This is a genomic window from Promicromonospora sukumoe 327MFSha3.1 (assembly GCF_000385135.1).
Classification (GTDB): domain Bacteria; phylum Actinomycetota; class Actinomycetes; order Actinomycetales; family Cellulomonadaceae; genus Promicromonospora; species Promicromonospora sukumoe_B.
Map to the genome: position 1 here is coordinate 78,712 of NZ_ARQM01000013.1, position 16,410 is coordinate 95,121.

15 protein-coding genes are annotated in these 16,410 nt (G+C 72.2%); 10 read left to right on the forward strand and 5 right to left on the reverse strand.

Going from position 1 to position 16,410, the window contains the following annotated elements:
• Positions 1 to 9: 9 nt before the first annotated feature.
• Positions 10 to 432: a YciI family protein gene (locus H291_RS0121255; RefSeq protein ID WP_020017048.1), complete on the reverse strand. Its 423-nt coding sequence runs from the start codon at positions 430 to 432 to the stop codon at positions 10 to 12.
• Between the two features lie 180 nt (positions 433 to 612).
• On the opposite strand from H291_RS0121255, the gene H291_RS0121260 reads away from it, so the two are divergent.
• From H291_RS0121260 to H291_RS0121275, 4 genes are all read left to right on the forward strand, one after another.
• Positions 613 to 2,649, forward strand: a complete 2,037-nt coding sequence (locus H291_RS0121260) for a glycoside hydrolase family 15 protein (protein ID WP_020017049.1) — start codon at positions 613 to 615, stop codon at positions 2,647 to 2,649.
• 126 nt (positions 2,650 to 2,775) lie between these two features.
• Positions 2,776 to 3,675 (forward strand): alpha/beta fold hydrolase, encoded by a 900-nt coding sequence (locus H291_RS31060; protein WP_020017050.1) that lies wholly within the window; start codon positions 2,776 to 2,778, stop codon positions 3,673 to 3,675.
• Entirely contained in the window at positions 3,668 to 4,294 is a 627-nt protein-coding gene (locus H291_RS31065) for a TetR/AcrR family transcriptional regulator (RefSeq protein ID WP_198012559.1), read from the forward strand. Before H291_RS31060 ends, H291_RS31065 begins: the two co-directional genes overlap by 8 nt.
• On the forward strand, positions 4,291 to 5,037 hold the full coding sequence (locus H291_RS0121275) for a hypothetical protein (RefSeq protein WP_020017052.1): 747 nt from the start codon (positions 4,291 to 4,293) through the stop codon (positions 5,035 to 5,037). The genes H291_RS31065 and H291_RS0121275 overlap by 4 nt, the downstream gene beginning before the upstream one ends.
• 140 nt (positions 5,038 to 5,177) lie before the next feature.
• Here H291_RS0121275 and H291_RS0121280 read toward each other — a convergent pair whose 3' ends face one another.
• Positions 5,178 to 6,059, reverse strand: coding sequence for a Bax inhibitor-1/YccA family protein (locus tag H291_RS0121280; protein ID WP_026365982.1), 882 nt, complete (start codon positions 6,057 to 6,059; stop codon positions 5,178 to 5,180).
• Positions 6,060 to 6,236: 177 nt separating this feature from the next.
• Here H291_RS0121280 and H291_RS0121285 point away from each other — a divergent pair, with 177 nt between their 5' ends.
• The gene (locus tag H291_RS0121285) at positions 6,237 to 7,190 is read left to right on the forward strand and encodes an ABC transporter ATP-binding protein (RefSeq protein WP_020017054.1); all 954 of its coding nucleotides are present in this window, start codon (positions 6,237 to 6,239) and stop codon (positions 7,188 to 7,190) included.
• The gene (locus H291_RS31070) at positions 7,187 to 8,074 is read left to right on the forward strand and encodes an ABC transporter permease subunit (RefSeq protein ID WP_020017055.1); all 888 of its coding nucleotides are present in this window, start codon (positions 7,187 to 7,189) and stop codon (positions 8,072 to 8,074) included. Before H291_RS0121285 ends, H291_RS31070 begins: the two co-directional genes overlap by 4 nt.
• 172 nt (positions 8,075 to 8,246) lie before the next feature.
• Here the strand turns inward: H291_RS31070 and H291_RS0121295 are convergent, their stop codons facing one another.
• Positions 8,247 to 12,077 carry an efflux RND transporter permease subunit gene (locus H291_RS0121295; RefSeq protein WP_020017056.1) on the reverse strand — a complete coding sequence of 1,277 codons (3,831 nt, stop codon included), beginning with the start codon at positions 12,075 to 12,077 and terminating at the stop codon, positions 8,247 to 8,249.
• A 208-nt stretch (positions 12,078 to 12,285) separates the two neighbouring features.
• The gene (locus H291_RS0121300) at positions 12,286 to 13,521 is read right to left on the reverse strand and encodes an MFS transporter (protein WP_020017057.1); all 1,236 of its coding nucleotides are present in this window, start codon (positions 13,519 to 13,521) and stop codon (positions 12,286 to 12,288) included.
• A 59-nt stretch (positions 13,522 to 13,580) separates the two neighbouring features.
• Here H291_RS0121300 and H291_RS31075 point away from each other — a divergent pair, with 59 nt between their 5' ends.
• The 4 genes from H291_RS31075 (at position 13,581) to H291_RS0121320 (ending at position 15,812) form a co-directional block, all read left to right on the forward strand.
• The gene (locus tag H291_RS31075; protein ID WP_020017058.1) at positions 13,581 to 14,072 is read left to right on the forward strand and encodes a MarR family winged helix-turn-helix transcriptional regulator; all 492 of its coding nucleotides are present in this window, start codon (positions 13,581 to 13,583) and stop codon (positions 14,070 to 14,072) included.
• A gap of 107 nt (positions 14,073 to 14,179) precedes the next feature.
• The gene (locus H291_RS0121310) at positions 14,180 to 14,404 is read left to right on the forward strand and encodes a hypothetical protein (RefSeq protein WP_020017059.1); all 225 of its coding nucleotides are present in this window, start codon (positions 14,180 to 14,182) and stop codon (positions 14,402 to 14,404) included.
• A gap of 30 nt (positions 14,405 to 14,434) precedes the next feature.
• Positions 14,435 to 15,127 (forward strand): winged helix-turn-helix domain-containing protein, encoded by a 693-nt coding sequence (locus H291_RS34285; RefSeq protein WP_020017060.1) that lies wholly within the window; start codon positions 14,435 to 14,437, stop codon positions 15,125 to 15,127.
• Between the two features lie 82 nt (positions 15,128 to 15,209).
• The gene (locus H291_RS0121320; RefSeq protein ID WP_020017061.1) at positions 15,210 to 15,812 is read left to right on the forward strand and encodes a ClpP family protease; all 603 of its coding nucleotides are present in this window, start codon (positions 15,210 to 15,212) and stop codon (positions 15,810 to 15,812) included.
• Between the two features lie 16 nt (positions 15,813 to 15,828).
• On the opposite strand, the gene H291_RS31085 is transcribed toward H291_RS0121320, so the two are convergent.
• On the reverse strand, positions 15,829 to 16,356 hold the full coding sequence (locus tag H291_RS31085) for a helix-turn-helix domain-containing protein (protein ID WP_269637220.1): 528 nt from the start codon (positions 16,354 to 16,356) through the stop codon (positions 15,829 to 15,831).
• Positions 16,357 to 16,410: the final 54 nt, after the last annotated feature.

Sequence of the window (16,410 nt, forward strand, 5' to 3'; positions counted from 1 at the left end):
CGGTCCGGCTCAGAGCTGGCCGGTGGACTCGCGCCAGGCCCGCTCCTTCTGGATGTGCTCGTTGTCCTGCGGGAACTGGTCGAGCTCGGTGACCTTGCGGATCTCCGCCTTGCTGCCCGGCCCGGCCAGCGGCGCGCGCTTGGCCCACTCGACGGCCTCCTCCTTGGAGGCCACCTCCAGGATCCAGAAGCCGTTGAACAGCTCCTTGGTCTCGCCGTAGGGCCCGTCGGTCACCACGGGCGCCTCGGTCGAGTAGTCGACGACGACGGAGTCGGCGGCATCCTCGAGGCCCTCGCCGGCCACCAGCACGCCGGCCTTGATCATCTCCTCGTTGAACGCGCCCATGTCGTTCATGATCTTCTCGAAGTCCATGTTCTGGTAGGCGGTCACGGTCTCGTCGGTCGCTCGCATGATGAGCATGTACTTCGACATGGGTTCTTCTCCCTCGTGGTTTTCCGGTCCCTGGTGGGACCTTCTCATCCACAGGTCGAACGGGAAACAGACAGATCGACACGGGCCGGGAATCAGTTTTGTGGAGCATGCGGACGGGTTCCGCGCGTCACACAGATCCGGCTTGCCAGGCGCGCGGAACGTGCGGAACCCTTGATCCTCATGACGCTCGAATCGATTGACGCGCAGGGGTCCGACGCCCCCTCCGCTCCCTCCGCCGGCACGCCCTCCGCGGGTGGTCAGCTGCCGACGCCCGTGAGCCCGGGCCCGGTGAGAGGTCACAGATCGAGCGAGGGACTCTTCCCGCAGCCCTGGGACGGGCGCAGCAAGTTCCCGCACATCGGTGAGTACGGCTTCCTGTCCGACTGCGAGGCCAACGCGCTCATCGCGCCGTCGGGCAGCGTGGAGTGGATGTGCCTGCCCCGCCCCGACTCGCCCAGCATCTTCGCCAAGATCCTCGACCGGGGAGCCGGCCACTTCCGGGTGGGCCCGCACGGCGTGCGCGTGCCCGTCGCGCGCCGCTACCTGCCCGGCACGCTGATCCTCGAGACCACGTGGCAGACCGAGACGGGCTGGCTCGTGGTGCGGGACGCCATGCTGATGGGCCCGTGGCACGACCTGGAGTCGCGGTCGGGCACGCACCGCCGCACCCCCACCGACGACGACGCCGAGCACATCCTGCTGCGCACCATCAAGTGCGTGTCGGGCACCGTGGACCTCGAGGTCGAGTGCGAGCCCCGCCCGGACTACGCGCGCGCCGAGGTCGACTGGGCGTACAAGAACAGCGGGTACTCGGACGTCGTCGCGCACGTCGGCGACGCAACGCCCGACCTGCACCTGCGCTCCAGCCTGCGGTTCGGCCTGGAGGGCAAGCGGGCCACGGCGCGCACGCGGATGACGCAGGGCGCCGAGCACTTCGTGGCGATGTCCTGGGGCTCGCAGGAGCCGCCCACCACCTACGCGGAAGCCCTCGACGCGATGTGGCGCACCGAGCGGTTCTGGCGCGACTGGATCACGCAGGGCACGTTCCCCGACCACCCGTGGCGCGTCTACCTGCAGCGCTCGGCGCTCACGCTGAAGGGGCTGACCTACTCCCCCACCGGCGCGCTGATCGCCGCGGCGACCACGTCCCTGCCCGAGACCCCGGGCGGCGAGCGCAACTGGGACTACCGGTACGCGTGGATCCGCGACTCGACCTTCGCGCTGTGGGGGCTGTACACGCTGGGCCTGGAGCGCGAGGCGAACGACTTCTTCTCGTTCATCCAGGACGTCTGCCGCGACAACCGGCAGCTCCAGATCATGTACGGCGTCGGCGGTGAGGAGACGCTGGAGGAGTTCGAGCTGCCGCACCTGTCCGGCTACGAGGGCGCCCAGCCCGTCCGGGTCGGCAACGCCGCGTACGACCAGCGCCAGCACGACGTGTGGGGCGCGGTCCTCGACTCGGTGTGGCTGCACGCCAAGTCGCGCGACCAGCTCCCCGAGTCGCTGTGGCCCATCCTCAAGCGGCAGGTCGAGGAGGCCATGAAGCACTGGCACGAGCCGGACCGGGGCATCTGGGAGGTGCGCGGCGAGCCGCAGCACTTCACCAGCTCCAAGCTCATGTGCTGGGTGGCGATGGACCGCGGCGCCAAGCTCGCGCGGCTGTACGACGAGCCGGACTACGCCAAGGCCTGGCAGAAGATCGCCGACGAGATCGCCGACGACATCTGCACCAAGGGCGTGGACGACCGCGGCGTCTTCACGCAGCGCTACGGCGACCCGGCGCTCGACGCGTCGCTGCTGCTGGTGCCGCTGCTGCGGTTCCTGCCGTCGGACGACCCGCGGGTCCGGGCCACGGTGCTCGCGATCGCGGACGAGCTCACCGAGGACGGCCTGGTGCTGCGCTACCGCACGGACGAGACCGACGACGGCCTGCGCGGCGAGGAGGGCTCGTTCACCATCTGCTCGTTCTGGCTGGTGTCCGCGTTGGTCGAGATCGGCGAGGTGGAGCGGGCCCGGGCACTGTGCGAGCGGCTGCTCGGCTACGCGTCCTCGCTCGACCTCTACGCCGAGGAGATCGAGCCCGGCAGCGGCCGCCACCTGGGCAACTTCCCGCAGGCGTTCACGCACCTGGCCCTGATCAACGCCGTCATGCACGTGATCAAGGCCGAGAGCGGCGAGGCGGAGAAGGGCTACTTCGGGGTGGCCCGCCCGCACTGATCCGTCGTCTCCCGTCGAGTGCGGGACCCTCGCCCTCCTGGCTCCGGCCGGAGGGCGAGGGTCCCGCACTCTTCTGTTTTCCCGGGACCCTTGCGCGCGTTGGCTAATGGGCGTAGCTTTATGGCTATGACAACCAGCCAGAGCAACAACGTGGCCGTCCTCGCACGGCCCGAGGGCAACATCGCCTACACCGACGCGGGCTCCGGCCCGCTCGTCGTCGCCGTGCCTGGCATGGGCGACGTCCGGTCCACCTACGACGACCTCGCACCCGCCCTGGTCGACGCCGGCTACCGCGTGGTGATCGCGGACCTGCGCGGCCACGGCGACTCCGACACCACGTTCCGCACGCACGGCGACGACGCGACCGGCGCCGACCTGCTGGCCCTCGTCGAGCACCTCGACGCCGGCCCCGCCGTGCTGCTGGGCAACTCGATGGGCGCGTCGTCCGCGGCCTGGGCAGCAGCCGAGCGGCCCGACCTCGTGCGCGGGCTCGTGCTGATCAGCCCGCTCCTGCGGCAGCCGGGCTCCCCGGCCACGCAGGCGACGATGCGGATCGCCCTCCGCGCGCTCCTCGCCAAGCCCTGGGGCGCCGCGTTCTGGGCGGCGTACTACTCGTCCATCAGCAAGGGCCGGCGCTCCGCCCGGCACGCCGAGCAGGTCGCCGCCGTCCGGCAGAACCTGCGCGAGCCGGGGCACCTGCGCTCCTTCCGGGACCTGGCCATGGCGCTCGACCACTCGGTCGTCGAGGCACGGCTGCCCGAGGTGAGCGCGCCGGCGCTGGCCGTGGTCGGCGCCCTCGACCCCGACTACTCCGACCCTGCGGCGGAGCTCGCCTGGATCACCGAGACGATCGAGGCCCGCGGCGTCCTGGTCCCCGACGTGGGCCACTACCCGCAGCACCAGGCGCCCGACGTCGTCGCGCCCGCCGTGTTCGACTTCCTCGCCGAGCTGCCCGGTTCCGCGGGCGGCCCGGGTGCCGCCGGTGGCGTGGGCACCCCGGCCCGGGACGGCGGCCGCAATGCCTAGGGCGGGGCTGTCGCACGACGCCGTGGTGCGCCTGGCGCTGGAGGTCGTCGACGAGGGCGGCGTGCGCGGGTACGCGGACCTGACCCTGGCCAAGGTCGCCGCGAAGGCCGGGGTCGCGGCGCCGAGCCTCTACAAGCACGTCGGCTCGCTCGCCGACCTGCGCCGTGAGGTCGCGCTGATCGCGGTCCGCGAGGTCACCGCCGCGGCGACGTCGGCCACGGTGGGGCGGGCCGGGCCGGACGCGCTGCACGCCCTCGGGAGCGCGTGGCGCAGCTACGCCCACGCGCACCCGGGCCGGTACGCCGCGACCCAGATCGGCCCCGACCCCGACGACCCGGCCGACGCCGAGCCCCGCGCGGCGGCCGCCGAGAGCGTGCGGGTGGTCGGCGCGGTGCTCCAGGGCTTCGGCCTGCCCGACGACCGGCTGATCGACGCCATCCGCGCCGTGCGGGCCGGCGTGCACGGCTTCGTGACGCTCGAGCTCGGCGGCGGCTTCCGCATGCGGGAGGACGTGGACCAGAGCTTCGGCGTGCTGCTCGACATGCTCGTCGCGGGCGTCACCACGCTCGCCACCCCCTCCGCACCGCTGGACCACGACACCGCCGGGAGCCTTCGATGAACACAGCACCGAGCACTGCTGCCACGCGCACCACCGCCCGCTGGACCGCCGTCGCGTTCGTCGCGGCCGGGCTCGCGTTCCTCTTGTTCCCGCTGCTGCGGCCCTGGCCGGACGAGACCGTGGCGAGCGCCGACCTCGCGGTCGCCTTCGCGTCCGACCGCTGGGTCGTGGCGCACCTGTGCGGCATCCTCGGCCTGGCGCTCGTCGCCCCGGCGCTGCTCGGCCTGCGGGCGCTGCTGGTCGACCGCGGGGCGGGTCCCGGTGGCGCGGGTGCCGGCCGCGCGGGCGTCCGGAGCGCGACCTGGGCCCTGGTCACGGCCTGGTCCGGTGCCGGCATGGCCGCGCTGTACTTCGGCGCCGAGATCTTCGGCATCCGCACCATCGCGGAGGCCGCGCTGCGGGACGGCGACCTCGGCCTGCTCGCCGACGTCGAGGTGCTGCGCATGCAGCCGTGGGCCGTGACCCTGTTCGGCGCCGGGCTGCTGCTGCTCGCGGTGTCCGGGGTGCTCGCCGCCGTCGCCCTGTGGCGCGCGGGCGCCGGTCCGCGGTGGATCGGGCTGCCGTTCGCGCTGGGCCTGGTGCTGGTGCTCCCCCAGTTCTTCGGCGGACCGGAGCTGCGGATCACCCACGGCTTCCTCGTCGCGGCGGGGTGTGTGCTGATCGCGGTCGCGGTGGGCCGCGGCCGTGTCCACAGCTCGTCCCCTGCTGTGGAAAAGACTGTGGACAACGCGGTGGCCCGCTGAGGCGGGCGGGCCGGGCCGGGCCTGGGCTCGGCCGGGCTGGGCTCGGCCGGGCCGGCGCGGAGATGACAGAGGCGTGAGCCCCATCCGGGACTCACGCCTCTGTCATACCCGCACCGCCCGCGTCAGCGGGGGTACGAGGGTCAGTCGCTGCTCTGGAAGATCGCGAGCAGGCGCAGGAACTCCAGGTACAGCCAGATCAGCGTCACCAGCAGACCGAAGGCCGCGGCCCACGCCATCTTGGCCGGGGCACCGGCCTCGACACCACGCTTGATGGAGTCGAAGTCTACGATCAGCGACGCGGCGGCCAGACCGACGGCCACCAGGCCGATGATGATGCCCCACACGCCGCCCCGCATGCCCCAGCCGCTGAGCACGCCGGTCCACACGAGGATCACGTTGATCAGCGAGAAGGCCGCGTAGCCGACCATCGCGATGATCAGCCAGCGCGTGAACTTGGGGGTGACCCGGACCTTGCCCGACTTGAACAGGAAGAGCGCACCGGCGAAGGTCGCGACGGTCGCGAGCACCGCCTGCAGCACGATCCCGCTGAACTGGGCCTCGTAGAACGCCGAGATGCCACCGAGGAACACACCCTGCGCGATGGTGTACAGGACGATCAGCACGGGGCTCGGGTTGCGCTTGAACGCGTTGACCAGGCCCAGCACGAGGCCCACGATCATGCCGACGACCCACAGGCCCGGCGCGAGCGTCCACGTCGCCGCACCCACCACGACCAGGAGGGCGAGCAGCCCACCGGTCTTGATGATCACGTCGTCGTAGGTCAGGCGCTTGGTGTCAGCCGTGGTGGCCGACGGCGACTGGTACATCGCGTCGAGCTGCTGCGCGTCCATCGCCTGCTGTCCCGCGGCGCCGTACTGGCCGTACTGGCCAGGCTGCGGCGCGGTGCCGTATGCGGGAGTCTGGTTGGGGTAGGTGGCGGTGCCGCCGCGGCGTCCACCGGCTGCGCCGGTGCGACGGGGCTCACCGAAGACGTCACTTCTAGAAAAGACGGGGTTGCTCATCTGCTCCTCCTGGTCTGTCTGACCATCCTAGGGAACGCAGATGAGACCTCAGGAGTTCCCAGGTCATACCAACGAATGAAGTGGGTCCGCCCACGGGATGATCCGGGCCGGTAATTGGTGCGCCGGCCATGTCCGCTACCTACTCTCGTAGCTACGAGTCTCCTGGAAGGGCAAGTGATGATCGAGGCCAGAGGCCTGATGAAGAGGTACGGCGCCAAGACCGCCGTGAACGACGTCACGTTCACCGTCCAGCCGGGCCAGGTGACGGGCTTCCTCGGCCCGAACGGCGCCGGCAAGTCGACCACCATGCGCATGATCGTGGGGCTGGACCGGCCCACGGCGGGTTCGGTCACCGTGAACGGCAAGCCCTACACGGCCCACCGCCGTCCGCTGGCGGAGGTCGGCGCCCTGCTCGACGCGAAGGCCGTGCACACCGGCCGTACCGCGCGCAACCACCTGCTCGCCATGGCCGCGACGCACGGCATCGCGACCAAGCGCGTCGACGAGGTCATCGAGCTCACCGGCCTGCAGTCGGTCGCGAGCAAGCGCGTGGGCGGATTCTCGCTGGGTATGGGCCAGCGCCTCGGTATCGCCGCGGCCCTGCTCGGCGACCCCCGCACCCTGATCCTGGACGAGCCCGTCAACGGGCTCGACCCCGAGGGCGTGCTCTGGGTGCGCAACATCGCGAAGTACCTGGCGTCGGAGGGCCGCACGGTCTTCCTGTCCAGCCACCTCATGAGCGAGGTCGCCCTCACGGCCGACCACGTGATCGTCATCGGCCGGGGCCGCATCCTCGCCGACGCCCCGGTCGCGGAGTTCGTGGACGGCGCCGCCCGCAAGACCGTGCGGGTCCGCTCGCCGCAGGCCACGGAGCTCGCCGACCTCCTGAAGGCCAAGAACGCCGAGATCGACGACGTCGAGCCGGGCCTGATCGAGGTCCGCGGCACCGACGCGGTCACCGTCGGCGAGCTCGCCGCCGCCTCGCGGATCGTGCTGCACGAGCTCACGCCCGTCGCGTCCACGCTCGAGGAGGCGTACATGTCGCTCACCGCCGACGCTGTGGAGTACCAGTCAGAGGACCTCGCCCACGTGGCCGCGGCGACGTCCCACACCGAGGGGAGCAAGGCATGAGCGCGACGGTGACCGCTCCGGCGAGCGGAGCGTCGTCGGGCCCGACGACGGAGCACACCCCGGTGCGCAACGTCACCTTCTGGCGCGTGCTGCGCTCGGAGTGGATCAAGCTGTGGACGCTGCGCTCGACGTGGTGGACGCTCGGGGCGACCGTCGTGGTGATGGTGGGCTTCGCCCTGATGCTGGCCTTCGTCTCGCAGTTCCTCGCGGACCAGATGGAAGGTGCCTCGCCGGAGGAACAGGCCGCGATGGGCGGCATGCTCGGCGGACCCGCGGTCGTGGCCGCGGGCTTCGAGATGGCGGCCCTCGTGGTCGCGGTCCTCGGCGCCCTGATGATCACCGGTGAGTACTCCACCGGCATGATCCGCTCCACGTTCGCCGCGGTGCCCGCCCGGCTCCCGGCCTTCTTCGGCAAGGCCGTGGTGCTCATCCTCGTGACCGCGGTGCTCACCGCCGTCTCGCTGGCGCTGAGCTGGCTGGTCACCTACCCGCTGCTGAACCCCAACGACGCCACCGTGGACTTCGGCGACAGCGACCAGGTGCGGGCGTTGTTCGGCACGGTGCTGTACGTGACGCTCGTGGCGCTGTTCGCCCTGGGGCTCGGCGCGCTGCTGCGGCACACCGCGGGCGCCATCTTCACCGTGGTCGCGATCTTCCTGGTGGTCCCGGTCATCGTCCAGGTCGCGACGTTGGCGGCGACCCAGCTGGAGTGGATCGGCACGGTGAACAAGCTGCTGCCGAGCGTGGCGGGTGCACAGATCACGCCGAACGCGGGCGCGTTCCCCGACGTGCTCGACCCGTGGGTGGGCATCGGCGTGCTCGCCGGCTACACGGCCCTGGTGCTGGTGGGCGCGGCGACGCGCCTGAAGCTGCAGGACGCGTAGCGGTACCGGCCGGCTCGCACCCGACGTGGTGCGGGCCGGGCCGGGGTGATCCCGAGCTCACCGAGATGCTCGCCGGGAAAACAGGTACTCCCCGGGCTGTGTTGCTGAGAGTAGACAGTGTCTACGCGGAGCAACACGGCCCGGGGAGTTGTTCTTTCCCCGGCTGCGATCCCTAGTCCAGCGGGTCGAGCGGGTGGGGCCAGACCGGGATCGGCGGCTGCCGCTCCGGCTCCGGTTCGGGCTCCCGACGCCGCGCGGGCAGCGCGGCCTGCGACGCCGGCTGCTGCCGCGGCACGTACGCCTGCTGCTGGCGGGGCTGCTGGCCGTACTCCTGCTGGCCAGCCTCCTGGTGGCCCTGCGGCTGGTAACCCTGCGGCTGGTGGCCCGGCTGCTGGTAGTTCTGCTGCGGGGCATACGTCGGCTGCCGGCCGGTCTGGTTCTGCTGCGAGGCGGCCTGATGCTGTGGACGGTGCTGCGGGGCGAACTGCGGCGCGAATTGTGCCGGCTGCTGGGAGGTCTCCTGGTGGGACGTAGCCGCTTGCGCCACCTGGGGCGGCCCTGGTCGCTGGGCCGCCTGCTGCGGCATGTACGGCGGTGCGGGCTGCTCCTGCGGCGCGCCCTGCCGGGGTGCGTACTGAGGTGTCGGAGCCTCCTGCGGAACCCGCTGGTGCCGCACGAGCTGCTGCGGCTCGGCGACCGGCGGCCAGCCCTGGTCCGGAGCGCCGCCCGACGCGACGCCGGCCGGCACCGCCCTCGGGCGGGCGACCGCCTTGAGCGCCCCGGTGGCCACGCTGACCAGCGCACCCGTCAGGGGTCGCCGGACGCGGCCCGCCGCCTCGTCCGCGGCCCGGCGCCGCTCCGCCCGGCGTTCGAAGAGCGTGTAGATCACGGGCACCACGTACAGGGTCAGCAGCGTGGAGGACACGAGGCCGCCGATCACGACCAGCGCGAGCGGCTGCGAGATGAACGCGCCGCCGCCGGTCAGGCCGATGCCCATCGGGGTGAGCGCGAACACCGTGGCCAGCGCCGTCATGACGATGGGCCGCAGCCGCTTGCGGGCGCCCTCGCGCACCGCCTCGTCGAGCGCCATGCCCCGCGCCCGATACTGGTTGATGAGGTCGATGAGCACGATCGCGTTGGACACCACGATGCCGACCAGCAACAGCGTGCCGATCAGGGCCGGCACGCCGAGCGGGGTGTCCGTCGCGACGAGCGCGACCAGCGCGCCGACCGCGGCGAACGGGACCGACACGAGCAGGATGAACGGCTGCGCCAGGCTCCGGAACGTCGCCACCATGACCACGAACACCAGCGCGATCGCGGCGATCAGCGCCATACCCAGGTCGCTGAACGCGTCGGCCTGGTCGGTGGCCGCGCCGCCCACCTCGACCGTGGCGCCGGCCGGCAGGTCGACGGCCTCGATCTCGGCGTTCACGGCCTCGGTCGCCGCGCCGAGGTCGGCGCCCGCGGGCGTCACGGAGACCGTGGCCGACCGCTCGCCGTCGATCCGGCTGATCGACGTCGGCGAGCTGGCGAGCTCCACCTTCGCGACATCGATCAGCCGCACGGGCCCGGTCGCCGTCGGCACGGGGATCTCGCCGATCTGGGTCATGGTCTCCGGCACGGGGCCGGCCCAGAGCGCGACGCCGACCGGCCCGTCCGCCGTCTGGAGCTCGCCCACGTCCTGCGCGCCGGTCATCGCGGCCGAGGCGATCCCGGAGACCTGCGTCTCGGTGAGCCCGTACTGCGCCGCGGCCCTGCGGTCGACCGCAACCTCGACGATCTCCTGGGCGGCGGCGAGGTCGTTGGTGACCTCCGCGGAAGCAGGCAGGCCGCTCATCGCCTCCTGGAGCTGGTTCGTGGCCTCGGCCAGGGTCTCGTCGTCCCGGGCGCGGACCACGAGGTCGATCGACGAGGTGCCCACGGAGTCGCCGGCGGACACCGAGACCTCCGTCGCGGGCGGCTCGGTCAGGCCCGCGACGGCGTCGCGGATGTCGGCGGCGGCCTGCTCGCCGTCGGCGTCCTCGTCGAGCGTGATCGCGAACGACGCCTTGAGCCCGGCGCTCGCCCCGCCGAACGCCGCCATCGACATGTCGCCGCCGCTGCCGACCGTGGCCTGCACGCTGTCCACGGCGTCGACGTCGGCCAGCGCGGCCTCGACCACCTGGGCCGCCTCGTCCTGGCCCTTGAGCGAAGTGCCGGGCGCGTAGTGCTGCGTCACGGTCACCGTGTCCTGGCCGCTGTCCCCGAGAAAGCTGGTCTCCATGCGCGGGACGAGCGCCGCCGTGCCCCCGAGGATCGCCACGGCCACGGCGATGGTGACGGCGGGCAGGCGCAGCGCCCCGTTCAGGGTGGGCACGTAGATGCGCTGCCAGATGCCGCGGCTCTCCTTGTCCTCGGCTGCCTCGCGGTCGACGGGACCGCCGCGGCGGACCTTGCGTGGGGGCCGGATGAACCAGTACGCGAGCACCGGCACGATCGTCAGGGCCACGACGAGCGAGGCCAGCATGGCGATCGAGACCGTCAGGGCGAACGGCCGGAACAGCTCGCCCACCATGCCGCCCACCAGCGCGATCGGCAGGAACACCGCGACGGTGCAGATCGTCGAGGCGGCGATGGCGCCGCCGACCTCGCGGACAGCGGCGAGGATCGCGGGCGCCTTCTCCTCGCCGTAGGACATGTGCCGCTTGATGTTCTCGATCACCACGATGGCGTCGTCGACCACGCGGCCGATCGAGATGGTGAGCGCGCCCAGCGTCAGGATGTTCAGCGTGTAGCCGCCGAAGTCCATCGCGATGAACGTCACCGCGAGCGACAGCGGGATCGAGATGGCGGACACGAGCGTCGACCGCATCGACATCAGGAACACCAGGATGACGAGCACCGCGAACAGCAGCCCGAGGCCGCCCTCCGTGGCCAGCCCGTGGATGGAGTCCTCGATGAACGGCGCCTGGTCGAAGACGACCGCCGTCGCGATCTTGCGCTCGTCCAGCGTGTCCGCCACGTCCGGCGCGGCCAGCGCATCCTCGATCGCGTGCGACACCTCGACCGTGTTGGCCTCTGGTGTCTTCGTGATGGCCAGGCCGAGCGAGGGCGATCCGTCGAGCCGGGAGTACGACGTCGCCTCGACCGGCGCGAGCCGCACCGACGCGACCTGTCCCAGCAGCACCGGGCGGGCCGGCTCGGCCGGCAGCTCGCCGGCCGGGGCGTCCGGCGTCGTCGCCGCACCGCCGGCGGCCGCGCCGCTCCCGCCCGCACCGCCGCCCGGGAGGACGGGGAGCTGCTTGAGCTGGTCGACCATGTCGACGGGCTTGCCGAGCTGGACGGCCCACGCGCGGCCGCCCGCGGTGATCTCGCCGGCCGGCATGACCACGCCGTTGTCCTGCAGCACCGTGGTCAGGTCCTCGGCCGTGAGGCCGGCCGCGCCGAGCTTGTCCTGGTCGGGCAGGATGCGCACCTCGGTCTCGCTCTGCCCGGTCACCGCGACGGAGCGGACGCCCTCGACCTCCTCCAGGGCCGGGACCATGACGTCCTCGACCGTGCTCGCGAGGGCGTTGGGGCTCTTGTCGCCGGACACCGCCATCTGGACCACGGGCACGTCGTCGACGGATCCGGTCGTGACCTGCGGCTCGACGCCCTCCGGGAGCGCCTGCTGCGCGCCCGCCACGGCGGTCTGGAGCCGCTGCGTGGCGGACTCCATGTCGGTGCCGTAGTCGAGCTCCACCGTGGTCAGCGAGATGCCGGTCGACGCCGTCGAGCGCACCGACGCGACCCCGTCGACGGAGGCGATGGCCTCCTCGATCACGTCGGTGACCTGCTCCTCCACGACCGCGGGCGACGAGCCCGGGTACTGCGCGGCCACGATGCCGGTGGGGAGCTGGAGCGACGGGATGAGCTCCTGCTTCAGGGAGGTCATGCTCAGCACGCCGAACACCGCGATCGCGATGGTCACCAGTGCTACGACGGCTCGGTTCGCGAGGGACAGCCGGGCGAGACGGAACACGAGGACTCCACGGTGCGGCGGGGTTCGGGCGTACGGCGCGACACCGCCGTCGTCGCCAGGAGGGACCAACGGGGTGAAATCAGACCGAAGTCACAGAGTAGGGCAGCGCTCCGGACCACCCGCAAGCCGACGGAGGCATTGACACGCCCGCCCGAACCGTTCCGCGTGGCATGCCCTGGCCCGTCCGCACGCGGGCCAGGGCAGGGGGTCACAGCTCGGACATGGCCTCCTCGGGCGTGCCCTCGACGGCCTTGGCGGCGCGGTTCCAGCGCTGCCAGAGCACGCGCTCCCCGATCGGCCGGGCCATGAGGTGCGCCGTCACGAGGAACACGACCACACCGACGAGCAGCACGCCGGACGCGACCCAGAAGGGCGAGGCGGCACCGACGCTCTCGGCGAGCAGGCCGGCCACCACCGGGGCGGGGGCCGCGAAGCCCCAGCGCACCAGGTTGAACGCACCCGTCGTGACCCGGCGGTCCGGGTCGCCGAGCGCGAGCGACAGGTCGGTGAGGTTGGCGTTGGCGATACCCATGAACACACCGGCCACGATGGTCACGGCGATGGACCCGGCGGTGCCGACGCCGACGGCGAGCAGGGCCACGCACACCAGCACGCCCGTGACGGCGACACCCAGCGTCTGCACGAACCCGATGCGGTGCGCCAGCCGGTGGCCGACCCCGAGGATGCCGACGGCCACGCCGATGCCCCAGGCGGTGAACACCAGGCCCAGCGGCACGACGTCGAGCCCGAGGAAGACGGGCACGTAGCCGAGCACCACGAAGAACACGAAGTTGTACGCGGCCGTCACGACCGCCAGCGACAGGAAGCCCGGCTTGCGGAACAGCCCGAAGACCTGCCCGAGCTTGAGCGGCGCGGGCTTCTCGGCCGGGTCCTTGAGCCGCGTGGCGGACACCAGCAGGGCGACGACCATGAGCAGGCCGCACACGAAGAACGGCACCCGCCAGCTGATGTGCCCCAGCAGCCCGCCGATCAGCGGCCCGACGGCGAAGCCGAGCCCCACGCAGGTCTCGAACAGCCCGACCACCCACTCGCGGTCCTTGGCCAGGGCGACGAGCAGCACCATGGCGGTGGCGAAGAACATCGCGTTGCCCAGGCCCCAGACGCCGCGGAGCACCGCGAGCTGGACGATGTTGCCGCTCAGCGCGGCCAGGACCGCCGCGATGGCGACGAGCGTGACGCCGGTCGCCAGGATCTTCTTGTACCCGAACTTCCCGGTCGCCATCACCGCGGGGATCATGCCGATGGCCATGACCGCGATGTACGCGGTGAACAGCAGCTCGATCTCCCAGGTGGTGGCACCGATCTCGGCGCCGATCACGGGAAGGATCGGGTCGACGACGGCGATGCCCGCGATCGCGAAGAAAGCGGTGAGCGCCGTGGCGTAGATGGCTGTCTTGTTCGGTTCGTTGCGCGCGCTGGCCACGCGGCCTCCTCTGGATCATTTATCTGTACCACACAGGTATATGCCTGTAGGCTACACCTATGTCGAGGGAGACGGAAGAGAACACCGACGGGGAGCACCCCGACGAGGCCCCGCTGTCGCGCGTGGAGCTCCAGCTCGCACTGCTGCTGCGCCGGGCGGAGCGCACCGGCGCCATCCGGGCCGGCCACACCCCCGCGCTGGAACGGTCGGGCTACCTGCTGCTGCAGGTGCTCAGCACCGAGGGCCCGCTCGGCATCAACGCGCTTGCCGCGCGCCAGGGCCTGGACGCCTCGACCGTGACCCGGCAGGTGGTCAGCCTGGAGAAGGCCGGGTTCGCCCGGCGCAGCCGCGACCCGCACGACGGCCGGGCCGTGCGGGTCGAGGCGACGGAGGCCGGCACCGCCCAGCTCGAGCGCGAACGCACGCGGCGCAGCGCGATGTACGACCAGATCCTCGAGAGCTGGTCGCCGTTCGAACGGTCCCTGCTGGCCGAGCTGTTGGAGCGCCTGAACCATGACCTGGACGCCTTCCGGCGCGACCCGGAGGAGTGAGCTCGCGCCTCCAAAGAACTGCTTGCAAAGAAACCCTTGCAAAGGTGTGTTGGCATGCGTAGGGTTGGGCACACGAGCTAGCCCGACCCGAGCCAGGAGATGCACCGATGAGCGCCTTCGCACCCACCGCCCTTCCCCAGGTCCACCACTTCCTCGTGCCGCGCACGGTCGCGGCCGCCGCGGGCCGGCAGCCGGCGGCGCCGGCCCACGAGCAGGAGGCCCGGCGCGACGAGGCCCTGCGCCGCGAGGCGGAGCGCGCCGACCGTCGGCGCGCCCAGGCCGAGCGCGCCCGCGACAACGCCGCGGCACGCCACCCGCTCGCGCTGCGCTGAACCCGCCGGGCACTGGGTAACGTCCTGCCTATGGCAACAGCGCGCGAGGACTCAGCGGCACACGAGGCGGACCAGGACGCAGCGGCGGCCGACCCGTCAGCTGCGCCGCCGTCAGCCGCCCCGCCGTCAGCCGGGCCACCGGCGGAGCTCGCTCCCGCGGCACTGCGCGCGCTCGCCCACCCGCTGCGCATCCGCATCCTCGACCTGCTCCCCAGTCACGGGCCCCTGACCGCCAGCAAGCTCGGCGAGATCGTCGGCGAGTCGAGCGGCTCGACGAGCTACCACCTGCGCCAGCTCGCCAAGCACGGCCTGGTCCGTGAGGTCGAGGGCCGGGGCACGGCGCGGGAACGCTGGTGGGAGCGCACGCCCGGCGGGTTCAGCATCTCCACCGTGGGCAAGGACTCCCCCGCCAGCCGGCAGACCGCCGAGGCGGTCAACATCGAGTTCCTGCGCCTGCGCCACGAGCGCGTGATGGCCTTCGTCCGCGCCGGCCAGGGCGCGGACGAGGAGACCCTGAAGAAGTGGGACGGGACCACCACGTTCTTCTCCTCCAACAAGTGGGCCACCCCGGAGCAGATGCGGGCGATCGTCGAGGCCTGGGGCCGCTTCGCGACCGAGCACATCGACCCGCTCAGCTCCCAGGAGGAAGCCCCCGGGATGGTCCCCTTCGAGATCCACTTCGACGCCTTCCCGACGATCGACCCGCAGGGCAACCCGCTCTGATCCGCCGCTCCTCTGCCGTCAGCAGATCTGCGGCGGGCAGAGACGGCTGTCCGGCGGGCCTGCGCCCGGCGATCGTGGAGTCATGACCGAGACCACCCTGACCCAGGCCTTCGACGACCACCTCGCCTCGCGGCTGCTGCACCAGCGAATGGTGCTGATCGGCGGCGAGATCGACGACGCCGTCGCCAACCGCGTGACCTCGCAGCTCCTGCTGCTCGCCGCGGAGGACGCGGCCGCCGACATCAGCCTCTACCTCAACTCCCCCGGCGGCTCCACCAGCGCCGGGCTCGCCGTCCACGACGCGATGAAGCTGGTGCCGAACGCGGTGTCGACCGTCGCCGCCGGCTTCGCGGGCGGCACGGCGCAGTTCCTGCTCGCCGCGGGCGCGCCCGGCAAGCGCTACGCGCTCCCGCACGCGCGGATCATGATGCACCAGTCCGCCGGCGGGGCGGGTGGTACGACGACGGACGTGGTGGTCCAGGCGGAGAACATCCGGCACGTCAACGACGTGGTGACGCGGCTGCAGGCCGAGCACACGGGTCAGACGGTGGAGGCCGTCGCCGCGGACTCCGAGCGCGACCGCTGGTTCACCGCCGAGCAGGCGCTGGCCTACGGGATGATCGACCGGGTCGTGGACCACGTCGACGACGTCCGGCCGGGCGGGAAGCGGCGTGCCGGGCTCTGAGGCGGCCGGCCCGGGGTCAGGCCGCCAGCAGCACTGCCTCGCCCCGCCGGCCGGCGTCGGAGGAGGTACCGGACGGCGCGGCCCGGCCCGCCTGCAGTGGGTGCCGCGAGGAGGAGAAGCCGGCCGAACGGCGGGCCGCGGACGACAGGACGCGGACCCGGCGGCCCTCCTCCTGCTCGGCGAGGGCGATCGCGAGATCGGCCCACGCGCGTTCGACGAGGTCGACCAGCCGCATGCCGAGCGCCTCGCACACCGCGGCGAGCACCTCGGAGGAGGCCTCCTTGCGCCCGCGCTCCACCTCGGACAGGTAGGCGGTCGAGACCCGGGCGTCCGCGGCGACGTCGGCCAGGGTGCGGCGCTGCTCGCGGCGTGCCCGCCGGAGGATGCCGCCGACGAGGTCGCGCAGCAGCGGTTCACGGGTGTGCTCCAGCGTGCCGGACCGGGCTCCCGGTGCGCCCTCGTTCGTGGTGCCGAGCCCGGCAGGGCTCGCTGTACCTATCGAGATCATCGCCATGTGCCCACTCCCGCCGTTGGTACCCGTCACGCTACCCAACCCCACGGACGTCCCGGGTCGTTCCGGCATCTGCTGCTGGCGTAA

Bases quoted from the DNA above. Each gene is read 5' to 3' on its own strand.
- H291_RS0121320 (WP_020017061.1), top strand. From the start codon at position 15,210: ATGACCGAGACCACCCTGACCCAGGCCTTCGACGACCACCTCGCCTCG.
- H291_RS31070 (WP_020017055.1), top strand. From the start codon at position 7,187: ATGAGCGCGACGGTGACCGCTCCGGCGAGCGGAGCGTCGTCGGGCCCG.
- H291_RS31060 (WP_020017050.1), top strand. From the start codon at position 2,776: ATGACAACCAGCCAGAGCAACAACGTGGCCGTCCTCGCACGGCCCGAG.
- H291_RS34285 (WP_020017060.1), top strand. From the start codon at position 14,435: ATGGCAACAGCGCGCGAGGACTCAGCGGCACACGAGGCGGACCAGGAC.
- H291_RS31075 (WP_020017058.1), top strand. From the start codon at position 13,581: ATGTCGAGGGAGACGGAAGAGAACACCGACGGGGAGCACCCCGACGAG.
- H291_RS0121285 (WP_020017054.1), top strand. From the start codon at position 6,237: ATGATCGAGGCCAGAGGCCTGATGAAGAGGTACGGCGCCAAGACCGCC.
- H291_RS0121260 (WP_020017049.1), top strand. From the start codon at position 613: ATGACGCTCGAATCGATTGACGCGCAGGGGTCCGACGCCCCCTCCGCT.
- H291_RS31065 (WP_198012559.1), top strand. From the start codon at position 3,668: ATGCCTAGGGCGGGGCTGTCGCACGACGCCGTGGTGCGCCTGGCGCTG.
- H291_RS0121275 (WP_020017052.1), top strand. From the start codon at position 4,291: ATGAACACAGCACCGAGCACTGCTGCCACGCGCACCACCGCCCGCTGG.
- H291_RS0121255 (WP_020017048.1), bottom strand. From the start codon at position 432: ATGTCGAAGTACATGCTCATCATGCGAGCGACCGACGAGACCGTGACC.
- H291_RS0121280 (WP_026365982.1), bottom strand. From the start codon at position 6,059: ATGAGCAACCCCGTCTTTTCTAGAAGTGACGTCTTCGGTGAGCCCCGT.
- H291_RS0121310 (WP_020017059.1), top strand. From the start codon at position 14,180: ATGAGCGCCTTCGCACCCACCGCCCTTCCCCAGGTCCACCACTTCCTC.